Raw genomic sequence first — 13,959 nt, forward strand, 5'->3', positions numbered from 1 at the left:
GATTCAGAAGGCGCGCTCCCATTTCAGGCTGAGCAGGCTGCGGTCGTGGCTGTACAACCAGCCAACGTTGCTGTCGATGCGTGCGTAACGAAGGCTGAGGCTCGGCACCAGCCCGGCCACGGCCAGCCGCTCGCTGCGCACTATGGCGATCAGGTTCTGCTCGCTGTCCCCGCGACGCGCCTCCAGCAACGGGCTCCACGCGTCGTAATCACGCTCGCGCAACGAGACGAATACAGTGGCGGTGGTGCCGCTCCATTGCCGCGCCGCCCCCAGGCGCAGGCCGCGCTGGCGGTATCCGTTGGCCGGATTGGCGGCGCTGCTGTCACTCAGGTCCAGGCCGGCAAACAGCGTCCAGCGCGGATTGAGCGCGCGGAACCAGGTGGCATATACCGCTGCCAGCTCGCCATCGTAGTTGCTGGCCAGTCCCTGCTGGCGATAGCGCTGGCGCTTCCAGTCGGCCTCCAGCTTGAGCAGGCTGCGCGCGTCCAGTGCATATTGCCATTCGCCATGAAGCCCGCTGCCGCCCTGCAGGGCCCGGTTGCCCAGGCCCTGGTAGTCATAGCTGGGGGCGATCTGCAGGGTGTGCCGTGCACTGCGCCAGCTGTAGCCCGCCTGCACGCTCGCATTGAGCTCGTTGTAGGCGCTGTGCCCGCGCCATGCCTGGCCGAACGCAAGCCCGCGCACATAGACCCCGTGGTGTCCGGCCAGTGCCCAGCGACGTTCCAGGCTACCGTCGTAGTCCAGGCCCACTGCGCGCTGGGCATCGGGAAGATTGCGCTGGATGATGCAGGTGTCGCCCACGCCGAACAGACAGGTGCGGCTGGCCGAACTGCGGTTGATGTTGTCACTCCAGGCCGGACCGGCCGCCACGGCCCCTTTCCAGCGCTGACGGGCCTGCAGCGCGGCCAGGTAGCCATCCACGCGGCTGCGCACACCTGCGGTGGCCGGGTCGCCGGCGTCGATGCTGCTGGCGATGGCCTTGAACAGCGCAACGGCGTCACGGTCGCGCTGGTCCTCGGCATAGACACGTGCAAGTTCAAGGCGGGCGGGCAGGAAATCCGGCTGTGCCGCCAGCAACGCTTCGTATTCGCTGGCCGCGCGATGGTGATCGCCAGCCACACGCGCCAGGCCGCCCTGCGCGTAATGGCGCAGTAACGGGTCGTGGCCGGGCAGTTCGATGTATTCGTCCAGGAAGCGTTGCGCGGCGCCCCATTGCTGGTGCTGCAGCGACAGGTACAGCGCCTGGCCCAGATCGTCCACCGTGCGCTCCACGCGCAGGGTCTGGCCGTCGATGGTGATGGTCGGCCGCTCGGACTCGGCCTGCTGCAGGCGCTGCTGGTCCTGCTGCTGGTGGCGCAGCTCGCTGCCCTGTTCGAGCACGCGACGCAGATCATCCTGCTGGGCGCGCACATCGGCAGCAGCCAGCAACAGGATCACAAGGAAGATGGGATGGCGCATGGTCGATCCGTGGTGATGCATGCAGCGGGCCGAAGCAGGGACTGGCGGATCGCGGCTTGTCCCTGCCCTGCCCCGTCAGGGGCGTGGCAATCAGTTCTTGCTGCCGCCGAAGGCGGTGTCGTACTGGCTGTTGCCGCTGAAGGTGGCGATACCGGCCAGGGCGGCCGCGTTGGCGCCGAAGAACTGCCCCTGGGTGGTGCCGGCAACGCTGCCGTTGGCGGTGGCCGAACCAGCGAACGATGCGTCGGCACTGTTGATGTTGGCAACGATGGCCAGGTTCAGGCCATTGCCGGACAGCGCACCATCCAGGGTGCCGGCGCCGAAGTCAGCGTCGAAAGTGCCGCTCAGCAGGTTGCTGCCGTTGAACTTGTTCAGGCCAGCCACGGTGTAGGACGCCACGCCGGCGGGCAGCGTGGTACCGGCGCGGTCACCGACAAAGTAGACCTGGCGGTTGTTGAAACCACCAGCGGCGCCATCCTTGGACCATTCGCCGAACCAGACGTCGCCACTGCCAACCTTGACGAAGTTGAAGTGGCCCATGCCGGCGTGGCTGCCCGGCGCGCCGGTGATCGGCATGGCCAGGGTACGCACCGTCACGCCATTGACGGTGGTGGGTGCCGAATAGGCGCTCAGGCCCTGGAAGTCCACCGGCTTGGCCTGGGACACGGTGCCGACACCGATACCGGCCTTGCCAGCGCGGTGCGGGCCGCCATTGACCTGCGACTCGCCGACCGCAACGTACAGCTCGGCATCGGTCTTGGCGCTGGCAGCACCGACGATGTCGGCGGCATGCGCGGCACCGACCAGGGCCAGCGAAGCGGCAACGGCGAGAACCGAACGGGAGATCATCTTCATGGTATTGCTCCTTGGTTGAGGTAACTACGGGTACAACGCTTGAAGGCAGGAAATCAGAAGCGCGCGGTAATGCCGAGCTTCAGGGTGCGGCCCGGTGCCGGCAGCGTGGAACGCGTGGCCGGGTCGACGTAGTAGCGGTTGCCGAGGTTGCTGCCCACCAGCTCCACGCTGGCATGCTCGTTGAAGCGCCAGCGTGCGTAGGCATCGACGGTGGTGATGTTTCCCCAGGTGAACGGCACGTTCTGCCAGAGCAGGCCGCTGCCACCGCCCAGCAGGCGGTCCCGATAGGCCTGCAGGTCGGGGTTCTCGTGCCGCTGGTAGTGCACGATGCGGCTGCCCAGCTCCAGGCGCTCGTCGAACAGCCGCGTGCCCAGCGACCAGTTGATCGACAGCTTGGGAATGGCCTGGGTAAGCAGGTAGCCGCCAACGAAGCCGTCCTGCACGCAGTTCGGTACCAGGCCGCGATTCGCGTCCAGAAGCACCGCCGTGCTCTCGTCACACACCTCGTTCTCCAGCGTGCGGGTGACGCCCAGATCGGTGAAGAAGCGCCGGTTGTCGAAGCGTGCCTGCAGCTCGATGCCACGGATGGTCTGCTTGTCGATGTTGTCGAACAGGAAGTTGCCATCGCGCTCGATCACGTCGCGGGTCTTGTGCACGTAGTAGGCCAGCTTCACGTCGGCATCGGCGGTGTTGCCGAACAGCGCCGACAGGTTGTGCACATAGCCGATCTCGTAGTTGTAGGCGTGCTCGGGCTTGAGCGCATACAGCGGATTGAGGCTGCCGGAGAAGGCAATCGTGCTTTCGAACATGCTCGGGAACCGCACCGCTTCGCTGTAACGCACGTAGGCACGGGCGGCCGGGGACAGGTGCGCAGTGGCCGAGAAGGTCGGCAACCAGGCATGGTCGCGCCGGCGGCCGTTGCGTCCATCCACCGGCTGCGACTGCACGCTGTTGCCGATGCTGCAGACCTGGTCGCTGCCGGCAAAGACCGGCTGCACGCCGGGAATGGCCGCCACTTCGCCATTGAGGCAGGGATTGCCGGCGCGGGTGTAGTTGCCATCGGCATCGGGCAGCCAGGGCCGCGTGTACCTGACCGGACGCGGCGTCTCGTACGGCGCCAGCAACGCACGGATGCTGTCATCGATGAACCAGCCCATGCCGCGCTTTTCCCATACGGCCCGGCGTGCTTCCAGCGCGTCGATGCGGGCCTGCAGATTGGCGGGACGGGGCGGCAACTCGTTCACGGTGTACTGGGCCTCCTTGCCCCCCACCCCCTTGGTCAGCAACTCCGGATGGGCCTCGAGGAAATCATCGAAGGCCCAGTAGCGGCTGTAGCGCACGCCGGCATTGAGGGTGAGGAAGTCGACCGGACGCCACTCCAGGGTGAGGTAGCCTTCGCCCTCCTGGCGGCGCCCGGCACGCGGGAACATGCGCCAGCCATCGGTGGTACCGAAGTACGGATCGCTCGAGCCGAGCTTCTCGTACTGCCAGTTGCCGCCCACGGTCAGGTCCAGGGTCGAATGCAGCGCGAAACGGTTGCTCAGGATCAGGCCGGTGCGGTCGTTGCGCGCATTGGCCAGCGCGGTGTTGCGCAGGATCGGGCTGGCGTCCGGGTTCCATGCCGGGTTGCCCACCGCGAAGTTCGGGAAACCGCCTGCGGTATAGGTATCGCTGTCCGTCTCGGTGCGCCACAGGTTGGCGTAGAGGTCCAGCCAGCGGCTGCCGGCCGGCTGGAAGCGGTACTCCAGGTTCCAGGCATCGGACGCAACCCGGCTGAGCGGCCACTGGATGCGCCCATAGTCCGGCGCGGACAGGATGCGCGACGGCATGATCTCGCCGTAGTGCGACAGCGTGCGCCGCCAGGTGGCCTTCAGCTGCTGGTCGTCATTGATCTGCCAGCTGCCCTTGACCAGCCAGGACTCCTGTTCGCTGGAGGTATTGGGCACTTCATCGCCCGGCTTGAAGTAGCGCGCCAGCGTGGTGATGTAGTCGATGCCCTGGTACTCGTACTGCTCGCGCCGGTCCTGGTCGTAGTACGCGCTTCCCTTGCTGCCGGAGAAGTAGTTGCCGCGCTTGCGCCAGGCGTAGGCGGCCATCAGGTCGACGTTGTCGCCGCGCACACCCAGCGCCAACCGCCAGGCCTGGTCCTCGCCGTCGAAGGGGTTGTTGCCGCTGCGCGACTTCACCGGCACCACCAGGGTGCGGTCGTCATAGGGCGAGTTCGGCGAGCCCTGCGGGAATCCCGGCACGCTGCGGTAGTCCTCGCCGGTGTGCAGGCGCGGCAGGCGCGGCGCCACCGCATTGCTGCTGCCTTCGATCTTCAGCTCCCCGCCGAAGCGCTCACCGGCCGCAACAATGTCATCGACGTCGATGGTCTTGATCACCAGCGCACCACCGATCCCGCTGTGCACATCGCGCACCAGCCCTGGCCCCTTGATGACCTGGATGCCACCAATCAGGTTGGGATCGATGTAGTTGCGGTTGCTGACGCCGTTGTAGCCGCGCCAGACCGTAAGCGCCTGTTCGCCACCGTCGATGCTGACCGGCACCCGCCCTGGCCCCTGGATGCCGCGGATGTTGACGTCCAGCGCGCCGCTGTTGCGCGCATCGCCGCTGAACACACCGACCAGATCCTTGACCACGTCGGCCGGGTTGGAGCCGCGGTAACGCTCTACCCGGTCGCGCCCCGAATACGCCGTGGTCAGGTCCAGCGCGAACACATCATCGTAGCCGCGCCGATCGCGGGCCTCGCCCCCTTCCGACTGCAGGCGACCGGCCACGTCCAGTGTCTCGGTCACCCGCACCCCTTCCCCCTCGCCCGCCTCCGCTGCGGCCCGCAGGCTCCAGGTGCCGTCCATCCCGCGCTGCGCGCGCACGCCGCTGCCGCGCAGCAGCTGCTGCAGGGCCTGCATCTGGCTGTACTCGCCACTCACCGCACTGGAGCGGCGGCCCTCCACCAGGTCGCTGCGGAACACCACCTGCACATCGGCCTGGCGGCCAAAGGCACGCACGGCGTCGGCCAGTGGCTGCTCCGGAATGGCGTACTGGCGCAGCGGCGCGACGATCGCCGGTTGCGCCTGCACGGCCGGCACCCAGGCCAGCGGCAGCAGTGCGGTGGAGATGGCCAGGGCCAGGACAGTGGCGCGGCGATGACAGGCGGATGCCGTGGACGGCATGGACAGGAACTCCTCAAGCGTGGCGGGACCACGGGCACATCCGGTGCCGGTGGTGTGTCTGGCTTGAGGAAAAACGGTGTTTCGCTCTGGCTATACCTCTATAGACAGCGGGGCACTGCAGGTGCCCACGGTTCTTTCATGTTTTTTTCATGCGCCCGTTCAGCCGGGTGCTGCGCGGGCCTCACCACACCACCAGCGCGCCGCCTGGCAAGCGCTGCACGCGCAGTCCTGCCTGCGCGGCCACCGCATCGATGGCGGCCTCCGGTTGCTGCAGATGGAACAGGCCACTGACCCGCACGCGTGCGCCCTGCCCGCCCAGCACCCAGACCGGGGCACGACGGTAGCGCGCCAGATCGGCGATGGCCTGCGTGGCCGGCTGATCGTCGATCACCACCTCGCCACGCCGCCACGGCGCCATGGCCTCGGAATCCTCCAGCTGCACCGGCTGCAGCCAGCGACCGTCACGGAACGCCCGTGACTGCCCGGCATGCAGGCGCTGCACGCTGCCATCGCCGGGGCGCACATCCACTACACCCTCACTGACCCGGGTCTCGATCGTGGTGTCCTGCATCGACACGCTGAAGGCGGTGCCGATATCACGGACCAGGCCGCCCGCCGCCTCGACCTGGAACGGACGAGCCTCATGCGCCACCTTGAACCAGGCCTGGCCGCGCAGCAGGCGCAGGTAGCGCTGCTGGCCATCGAACTCAACCGCCAATGCGGTGCCCGCATCGAGTACGGCAGTGCTGCCGTCCTCCAGCTGCACAACGCGCGGTGCATCGCTGCTGCGCAGGTCACTGCGTGCCAGCAGCAGCGCGTGCGGCGCAGCGGCAACCATCAGCACCACTGCGGCTGCACTGGCCAGCAGCCAAGGCAGGCGGCGACGCGGTGCGATCGGGCGCAACCCTTGGCGATCAGCCGTCAACTCGGGCAGCGCGGCCAGCACGTCGGGCCCGGCGGCATCCAACCCCTGCCAGAAGGCCTGCTGCCGGCGCCAGGCCAGCGCATGGCGCGGATCGGCCTGCAGCCAGCGCTGCAGGGTTCGTTGCTGGCGATCCGGCAGCGGGCCTGCACTGCACCGGATCACCCAGCGCAACGCCTGCCTGGCCTGACGCGGCGAGGGTTCGGACGTGGTCATGGTTGTGGCCTGCCGCACCGCGAACGGGTGCGCTTTCCTGTTGTGACAACGCCGGGCGCGATCTGCCCACGGCAATCGCGGCTCATCGGCGTGTTCCCTGCTGGTGCTGCTGGATCAGCAACGCCGCGCGCATTACGTATTTGCCCACCACGCTCTTGGAAATGCCGAGGCGCGCGGCGATCTCGCGCTCGCTCAGGCCCAGGTAACGGTTGAGCACGAAGCACTCGCGTACCTGCGCCGGCAGGGCAAGGATGGTCTGGGTGATCTCACGCAGCTGCGCCTGGTCCAGCGCCTGGGCCTCGCCGTCATGGCCGGCCTCCGCCATGTCGGTGGCGTACTCCGCCATCGCGCGCCGCTCGCGGGCGTCGGCCTGGCTACGGTTGAGCGCGTGATGGTAGGCCATCCGGTAGAGATAGCCGCGCGGCTCGAGGATGGGTGGATCGCCGGGTACGCTGCTGGCCTTCAGGTACAGGTTCTGCAGGGTGTCCTCGGTACTGGCCGGGTCGAGGTAGCGTGCGATGAAGCGAGACAACGCACGGCGCTCGCGGATCAGCAGCTCGACCAGCGCCAGGGCATTGGGAGACATAGGTGCCAAGGCCGGACCGGGGAATGATGGGCGTGATGGCGACGGTCCGGATGTGGATTGTGTGCTGCGCAGCCGCAGGCGGCAAGCAAAGCCTGGTAGCGCCGAGCCCACGCTCGGCTCCACAGTAGATCCACGCCATGCGTGGATGAAGGACTACGGTTCGTCCAACGCCTCGAAACGCTCGGCAAGGTAATCGATCAGCGCACGCACGGCAGGCAGCAGCCCACGCCGCGACGGGAACACCGCATGCACGATACCGTGCTTCGGCACCCACTCCGGCAGCACCGGCAGCAGCGCCCCGCTCTCCAGTTCATCGGTGATCATCATCCGCGGCAGCATCAGCAGCCCGACCCCGGCCACGGCCGCCGCACGCAGCGCGATCATGTCATCGCTGACCAGCCGTGGACGGTGGTGCACGCTGGCCTGCACGTCGTCCGGCCCGGTGTACTCCCAGACATGCTGCTGGCTGGGCGAGGCCAGATCGACGGTCGGCATCATCGCCAGATCAGCCGGCACCTGTGGCGTGCCCAGCCGTTGCAGCAGCGCCGGGCTGGCACTGGTGCACCAGACCCGGCGTGCCAGCACGCGCACCACCAGGTCGCTGTCCTCCAGTGGCGGCGGCCGTACCCGGATCGCCACGTCCACGCCCTCGCCCACCACGTCCACGCGGCGGTTGGTGGCGTCCAGCTGCACCGTCACCTGCGGGTGCAGGGCCAGGAAGTCGGCCAGCATCGGGCCGATGCGCGCGTGCAGGATCGCGATCGGGCACGCCAGGCGGATCGTGCCGCGCGGCTCGGCGCGTGACATCGCGATGGCTTCTTCGGCTGCTTCGGCCTCGACCAGCATCGCCTTGCAGTGGCGGTAGTAGTCCTGGCCGACCTCGGTGACCGAGAAGCGCCGGGTCGAACGCTGGATCAGGCGCACGCCCAGGCGTTCCTCCAGCAGCGCGATGCGCCGGCTCAGTTTCGACTTCGGCATGGCCAGCGCCCGGCCGGCCTGCGAGAAGCCGCCGTGCTCGACCACCATGGCGAAGTAGAACAGGTCGTTGAGGTCGCAACGGCGGATATCAGCGATGAACACGGGGCGATCTCCTGTGGCGCAAGGCCCGCACCCATTGTTCACCAGATAGGACTATGACGGCAAATATTGGCGTCTACCGGCCCCATTGTCGCGGCGATATCGTCTCCTGCAACGAAGAACAGCGGCCGGCAACCCCGGCCAGGAGATCGCCATGAAGCGTGTCACCGGTACCTACAGCGCCCCCCGCCCGCACTGGGTGGGCGACGGATTCCCCGCCCGTTCGATGTTTTCCTACAACACCCACGGCCAGCACCTGAGCCCGTTCCTGCTGCTGGACTATGCCGGCCCCTACACCTTCGCCCCCAGCGACACCCCGCGCGGCGTCGGCCAGCATCCGCACCGCGGGTTCGAGACGGTCACCATCGTCTATGAGGGCGAGGTCGCCCACCGCGACTCGACCGGAGCCGGCGGCACCATCGGCCCGGGTGACGTGCAGTGGATGACCGCCGCCTCCGGCATCCTCCACGAGGAATTCCACACGCCGGAATTCAGCAGGCGCGGTGGCACCCTGGACATGGTGCAGCTGTGGGTGAACCTGCCGGCACGCGACAAGATGGGTGCGCCGGGCTACCAGACACTGCTCGATGCAGACATTCCCTCGGTGGATCTGCCCGATGGCGCCGGCCGCGTGCGTGTCATCGCGGGCCGCTTCGACGGCCACGCCGGTCCGGCGCGTACCCACACGCCGATGGATGTCTGGGACATCCGCCTGCAGCAGGGCCACCACGCCGAACTGCCGGTGGCCGATGGCCGCACGCTGGCGGTGGTGGTGCTGAAGGGCACGGTCCGGATCAACGGCGGCCAACCGGTCGGCGAAGCACAGCTGGTCACCTTCGACCGCAGCGGCGAGGACGTGTTCGTCGACGCCGACAGCGACGCCACCGTGCTGCTGCTCAGCGGCGAGCCGATCGACGAGCCGGTGGTGGGCTATGGCCCGTTCGTGATGAACAGCCAGGCCGAGATCGCACAGGCGGTCAACGACTTCAACAGCGGCCGTTTCGGCCGGATCGCGCACTGAGCGCTTCCGCGCAGCGGGCAATCACCCGCCGCGCCAACGGGCCATCGCCCACTTCCCCAGGAGACTGACCATGAGTACCCCCGCCAACTTCAATGGTGCCCGCCCGGTGATCGATCCGGACAATGCCGCGATGCTGCTGATCGACCACCAGAGCGGCCTGTTCCAGACCATCGGTGACATGCCATTCACCCGCGTGCGCGCCCACGCCACTGCGCTGGCGAGGATGGCCACGCTGGCCAGGATGCCGGTGATCACCACCGCCTCGGTCCCACAGGGCCCGAACGGCCCGTTGATTCCGGAGATCCATGAGGCCGCCCCGCATGCGCAGTACGTAGCACGCAAGGGCGAGATCAATGCCTGGGACAACCCCGAGTTCGTTGCCGCAGTGAAGGCGACCGGCCGCAAGCAGCTGATCATTGCCGGCACCATCACCAGCGTGTGCATGGCCTTCCCCTCGATCGCCGCCGTGGCCGATGGCTACCAGGTGTTCGCGGTCATCGACGCGTCGGGTACCTACTCGAAGATGGCCGAGGAAATCACCCTGGCCCGCGTGGTGCAGGCCGGCGTGGTGCCGATGGACACCGCCGCGGTGGCCTCGGAGATCCAGCGCAGCTGGAACCGCGACGATGCCCAGCAGTGGGCCGAGGTCTACACGAAGATCTTCCCGAACTACCAGCTGCTGATCGAGAGCTACCTGAAAGCGCAGGACGTGCAGAAGAACCACGAACAGCTGGATTCGCAGCGCAGCTGATCCGGAAGGCAGGTAGAGTCGGGCCTGCGATGATCGGGCACGGCCCGACGCTCACCTTGATCAGTCGAGCAGGCTCGACGCTACCTCTGGAGACCCTGATGGCCTACGCACGCATTGTTTCGACCGCCGACAACTACCTGCACCACATCAGCAACGGCACATTCGCGGTGGATGCGGACGAGCCCGCCTCGCTGGGCGGCCAGGGCAAGGGTTTCGCGCCATTCGATCTGTACCTGGCCTCGCTGGCGGCATGTACCGCCATCACCCTGCGCATGTACGCGCAACGCAAGGGTTGGGAACTGGGCGAGTTCCATGCCGAGCTGCGCTCGGAACGCGACGAGGATGGACGCTTCCACGTGCACCGCGTGCTGCATGCCAGCGCCGAGCTGAGCGATGCGCAGTGGCAGCGGTTGCTGGAGGTGGTGGAAAAGACCCCGGTAACGCTGGTGATGCGCGAGGGTGCGCGCATCACCAGCGAACGCGGGGCCACCGGGTAACCCCATCCACGCATGGCGTGGATCTACTGGCGGCGCTCGCCGGGCCATGCCCGGTGGCCACTCAGCGCCGTGAATGCAGCACGGTGCGCTGGCGCATCGCGTTGAATTCCTGTTCCACCTGCTGGATGTCCTCGGCCTGGAAACCGGCCGCATCCAGCAGCTGGTCGGCGGCAGCCGCCGCCAGCGGATCATCGTCACGCTGGCGCCAGCAGCGCGCCGGCAGGAAATAGCCCACTTCGCTGCGCCCACGCATGATCACCACAGGGCGGCCCGCATACAGCAGGAACTCTGCCAGGTGCTGGCGCAGGCCCTCCACTGAAACATAGGCCGGTCCAACACCGAGCATCTGGCTGGACGGTTCGGGACTCTCGAACAGCTTGCGACGGCTCATCCACTCCTCCTTTTGAACAACGCGTGGTCTCCTTTCCTTAGACGGGCGCATCGCTGCGCCCCCGCCACGCACTACGTGATCCGCATCACGCCCGCCACTCAGAAGCCGGTGTTGAACTCCAGCTGGAACACGTCGATCGACAGCGGCGCACCGGACACTTCCTTGGCCGCCATCCACTTGCCACTGATCCAGCTGCGCGCATCCAGCGCGTAGGCGCCGCCCACGTAGTAGCCACGGGCATTGGTGCCGCCGAGGTGGAAATTCGGGTCGTTGTAGGCATCGGGCAGCGCATCGGCCTCGATGTGCTTGTAGCCCAGCAGCGCCTGCCACTGGCCCTTCTCCTTCAGGTCAGTGGCGCCGAAAGTGGCCTGCACCATCCAGGCGGTGTCGCCGCTGCGGAAGGTATCGATGCTGGCAGTGCCGCCAGCGCCGTAGTTGTTCACGATCCCGCTGTTGGCGCGACTGAACATGGCCTGCTTGTCGTAGGCCAGGTTGCGGATGTAGTCGCCGTCCAGGCGCAGACCGATACCCTGGGTCAGCTGGGTATCCCAGCGCAGGTTGAGCGTGGCCAGGCGGAACGCCGAGGCCAGGCCCACATACTGCGGGGTCGGCGTGTTGGCCGGGTCCAGCGGATTGCGCGCGATGTCGCGGATCAGCATCAGGGTGTTGCCCTTCTGCATGAACGCCGGGCGCGACCAGTCGGTATCGCAGCCCACCGCACCCGCATACAGCGCGCACGACGAGGACAGGCGGCCGCTGATGTTCTTGAAGTCGTAGTAACCCAGTGCCGCGCGCAGCGCGTTGTCGTCGTTGAAGCGCCAGTTCACGCCCACCTGCGCACCGGACAGCCACTTGTTCTCGTTCGGGGTCTTGACCCGGCTCTGGCTCGGCGAACTGTCGGAGGTGTATTCCAGCGGCACCACCGCAAGATTGCCGAACAGGTCGAGGTCACCACCGTCGAAGTCGTACTTCAGGTTGGCGGCCAGGCCATCGAAGTTGAGGTCGTTGGAGAACAGCGTGTCGCTGGTCCAGAACGGATTGCCGAAGCGGCCACCGCGCACCGTCACCCAGTCGACCGGACTGTAGGCCAGCCACGCCTGGTCCAGCCACACGTCCTTCTTGCTCAGCCCGCCGCCCAGCTGCTCGGTGGTCGACACCGGGCCATTGCTGCTGCCGCTGGCCAGGCGCACGCCGGCCGTGGTGTGCTGGCCGATGGTTGCCTCGATGCCCAGGCGCGCACGGATGCGCCACAGGTTGCGGCGGTCCTGGCGGCTGTTCAGCAAGGGCGGCAACTGCAGGTTGGTGTTGGTATTGGTGTCGAAGCCGTTGCCGGAGTTGATCGACGCCCAGTTGCTCACGATGTCGCTGTTGCGCTCGGAGTAGAAGCGCGACTCGCTGCGCACGCGCATGTCACCGGTGACCTTGATGCGCTTGGTCCATTCGGCCACCTCGTTCGGTGCCGCCCAGCCCTCGGCCTTGGCCTGCGCCATCACGTCCTGGCGCACTTCGTCACGAATGCCGTCGCGCACGCTCTGGGGCACGTAGGGCACCCGCACGTCGCCGGCTTCCAGGGCCACGCCACCGCTGGCGGCCGCAGGTGCAGTGGTCGCGGTGCGCGATGCGGCCGCCGCCTCAGCCTCGGCCTGCACCAGCAATGCCTGGCCGTCTTCGGGCTTCAGCGCGCCACTGGCGATCAGGCCCTTGATCAGCTTGACCATGGTGGTTTCGGCCGCCATCGCCCCGGCCGGGGCAGCCAGGCTGAGCAGCACGGCGCAGCACAGCAGCGCCCGTCGGGCCGGCCGTGGGCGGCGGGAGTCGGTTCGTGCGCGGACGTGGTCGTTCATCACGGTTCTCATCGAAAGAAGGGAAATCACTGAAGTCGGGAATCAGGCGCCGGGACGGCGGCCCTGGATCAGCACGCGTGCGGGGAAATCGAGTGACGGCGGCGGTGCCTGGTCGACCTTGCCGATACGCCGCAGGGCATCGAGCACGGCCGCGTCGGCCTCCTCGTTGCCACTGCCGCGCACCAGCTCGACCTTTTCCAGGCGGCCATCCGTGGCCAGCCAGACGTTCACCTGCAGCTGGAACGCCAGGCGCTTGACCTTGTCATCGCGCGAGATTGCCTGCTGCATCAGGTAGCCGAGGTAGCGCCCATAAGTGGCGTTGCCGGCGCCACCGCGGCCGACGCCGGATGAACCGCCGCCGCTGCCGGACTGGATACCGAAGTTGTCACCACCGGCCTGCGCATCGGCATTCATCGTCACCGGGTCGGCATTGTCCGGCGTCGGTGTCGGCTCTTCCGCCGGCGTCGGCTGATCCAGCGGCTCCGGCTCGGGGATGGCCTCTTCGGGTGGCGTTTCCGGTTCCGGCGGCTTTTCCGGCGGGGGCGGAGGCGGTGGCGGCGGTGGCGGCAGCGCCAGCATCGGCGGCTGCACCACCGGCCGGCGGGTACTGGCCGTGTCCTTGAGCAGCATCCACCACACGGCAGTCCCGAGCACCAGCAGCGCGGCCAGCACCAGCGCGACAGTCACCAGCAACTGGCGACCGCGCATGCCGGGTTCCGGCCGAGGGGGTTGATGGGCCGTCATGCCTCAGCCCTGCGCCTTGCCGGTGACCAGGCCGACCTGGGCCAGTTCCAGCCGCCGCAGCAGGTCCAGCACTTCGACCACGCGCGCGTACTGTACCTGCGCATCACCGCGCACGATCACCGGGAAGTCCGGCGTGGTCGCGCGCTCGGTGCGCAGGCGGTCTTCCAGCTCGGCCATCGTCACCGGGTAGGCATCCAGGAATACCTGGCCGCTTGGGTCAATGGTGATCGCCTTGGTCTTCGGCTTCTCCAGCGCGACGCTGTTGCTGGCCTTCGGCAGATTGACCTCGATGCCGGGGATGGAGGCGTTGCTGGTCAGGATGAAGATCACCAGCACCACCAGCAGCACGTCGACGAAGGGCGTAACGTTGATGCCCTTCTCGCGCTTCTTGATGCCGAACTTCGCCTTCTGGCCCATGGCG

Annotated in this window: 13 protein-coding genes; 3 read left to right on the forward strand and 10 right to left on the reverse strand. The window is 67.5% G+C overall.

Annotated elements, in window-relative coordinates:
• Positions 1 to 3: 3 nt before the first annotated feature.
• The 6 genes from D7T59_RS01225 to D7T59_RS01250 all read right to left on the reverse strand — a co-directional run bounded on the left by D7T59_RS01225 (position 4) and on the right by D7T59_RS01250 (position 8,293).
• Positions 4 to 1,458: a surface lipoprotein assembly modifier gene (locus D7T59_RS01225; RefSeq protein ID WP_180851217.1), complete on the reverse strand. Its 1,455-nt coding sequence runs from the start codon at positions 1,456 to 1,458 to the stop codon at positions 4 to 6.
• Positions 1,459 to 1,548: 90 nt separating this feature from the next.
• Positions 1,549 to 2,313 (reverse strand): Slam-dependent surface lipoprotein, encoded by a 765-nt coding sequence (locus tag D7T59_RS01230; protein WP_032129432.1) that lies wholly within the window; start codon positions 2,311 to 2,313, stop codon positions 1,549 to 1,551.
• Between the two features lie 53 nt (positions 2,314 to 2,366).
• Positions 2,367 to 5,489 carry a TonB-dependent receptor gene (locus tag D7T59_RS01235; RefSeq protein ID WP_180851218.1) on the reverse strand — a complete coding sequence of 1,041 codons (3,123 nt, stop codon included), beginning with the start codon at positions 5,487 to 5,489 and terminating at the stop codon, positions 2,367 to 2,369.
• 181 nt (positions 5,490 to 5,670) lie between these two features.
• Positions 5,671 to 6,627, reverse strand: coding sequence for a FecR family protein (locus tag D7T59_RS01240; protein ID WP_180851219.1), 957 nt, complete (start codon positions 6,625 to 6,627; stop codon positions 5,671 to 5,673).
• 82 nt (positions 6,628 to 6,709) lie between these two features.
• The gene (locus D7T59_RS01245) at positions 6,710 to 7,213 is read right to left on the reverse strand and encodes an RNA polymerase sigma factor (RefSeq protein WP_180851220.1); all 504 of its coding nucleotides are present in this window, start codon (positions 7,211 to 7,213) and stop codon (positions 6,710 to 6,712) included.
• Between the two features lie 153 nt (positions 7,214 to 7,366).
• Positions 7,367 to 8,293, reverse strand: a complete 927-nt coding sequence (locus D7T59_RS01250; protein WP_180851221.1) for a LysR family transcriptional regulator — start codon at positions 8,291 to 8,293, stop codon at positions 7,367 to 7,369.
• Positions 8,294 to 8,444: 151 nt separating this feature from the next.
• On the opposite strand from D7T59_RS01250, the gene D7T59_RS01255 reads away from it, so the two are divergent.
• From D7T59_RS01255 to D7T59_RS01265, 3 genes are all read left to right on the forward strand, one after another.
• Positions 8,445 to 9,311, forward strand: coding sequence for a pirin family protein (locus tag D7T59_RS01255; RefSeq protein WP_180851222.1), 867 nt, complete (start codon positions 8,445 to 8,447; stop codon positions 9,309 to 9,311).
• Positions 9,312 to 9,381: 70 nt separating this feature from the next.
• Positions 9,382 to 10,062 carry a hydrolase gene (locus tag D7T59_RS01260; RefSeq protein WP_180851223.1) on the forward strand — a complete coding sequence of 227 codons (681 nt, stop codon included), beginning with the start codon at positions 9,382 to 9,384 and terminating at the stop codon, positions 10,060 to 10,062.
• A 98-nt stretch (positions 10,063 to 10,160) separates the two neighbouring features.
• Positions 10,161 to 10,559, forward strand: coding sequence for an OsmC family protein (locus D7T59_RS01265; RefSeq protein WP_180851224.1), 399 nt, complete (start codon positions 10,161 to 10,163; stop codon positions 10,557 to 10,559).
• Between the two features lie 61 nt (positions 10,560 to 10,620).
• On the opposite strand, the gene D7T59_RS01270 is transcribed toward D7T59_RS01265, so the two are convergent.
• The 4 genes from D7T59_RS01270 to D7T59_RS01285 form a co-directional block, all read right to left on the reverse strand.
• Positions 10,621 to 10,950 (reverse strand): hypothetical protein, encoded by a 330-nt coding sequence (locus tag D7T59_RS01270; protein ID WP_005409871.1) that lies wholly within the window; start codon positions 10,948 to 10,950, stop codon positions 10,621 to 10,623.
• Positions 10,951 to 11,048: 98 nt separating this feature from the next.
• Complete coding sequence (locus D7T59_RS01275; protein ID WP_180851225.1) at positions 11,049 to 12,794, reverse strand: putative porin; 1,746 nt, start codon at positions 12,792 to 12,794, stop codon at positions 11,049 to 11,051.
• A 42-nt stretch (positions 12,795 to 12,836) separates the two neighbouring features.
• Positions 12,837 to 13,502: a cell envelope integrity protein TolA gene (gene tolA / locus D7T59_RS01280; protein ID WP_180851226.1), complete on the reverse strand. Its 666-nt coding sequence runs from the start codon at positions 13,500 to 13,502 to the stop codon at positions 12,837 to 12,839.
• 39 nt (positions 13,503 to 13,541) lie between these two features.
• Positions 13,542 to 13,955: an ExbD/TolR family protein gene (locus tag D7T59_RS01285; protein WP_005409874.1), complete on the reverse strand. Its 414-nt coding sequence runs from the start codon at positions 13,953 to 13,955 to the stop codon at positions 13,542 to 13,544.
• Positions 13,956 to 13,959: the final 4 nt, after the last annotated feature.

The sequence above is a fragment of the Stenotrophomonas maltophilia genome, from assembly GCF_013464915.1.
In the GTDB taxonomy this organism is placed as follows: domain Bacteria; phylum Pseudomonadota; class Gammaproteobacteria; order Xanthomonadales; family Xanthomonadaceae; genus Stenotrophomonas; species Stenotrophomonas maltophilia_AT.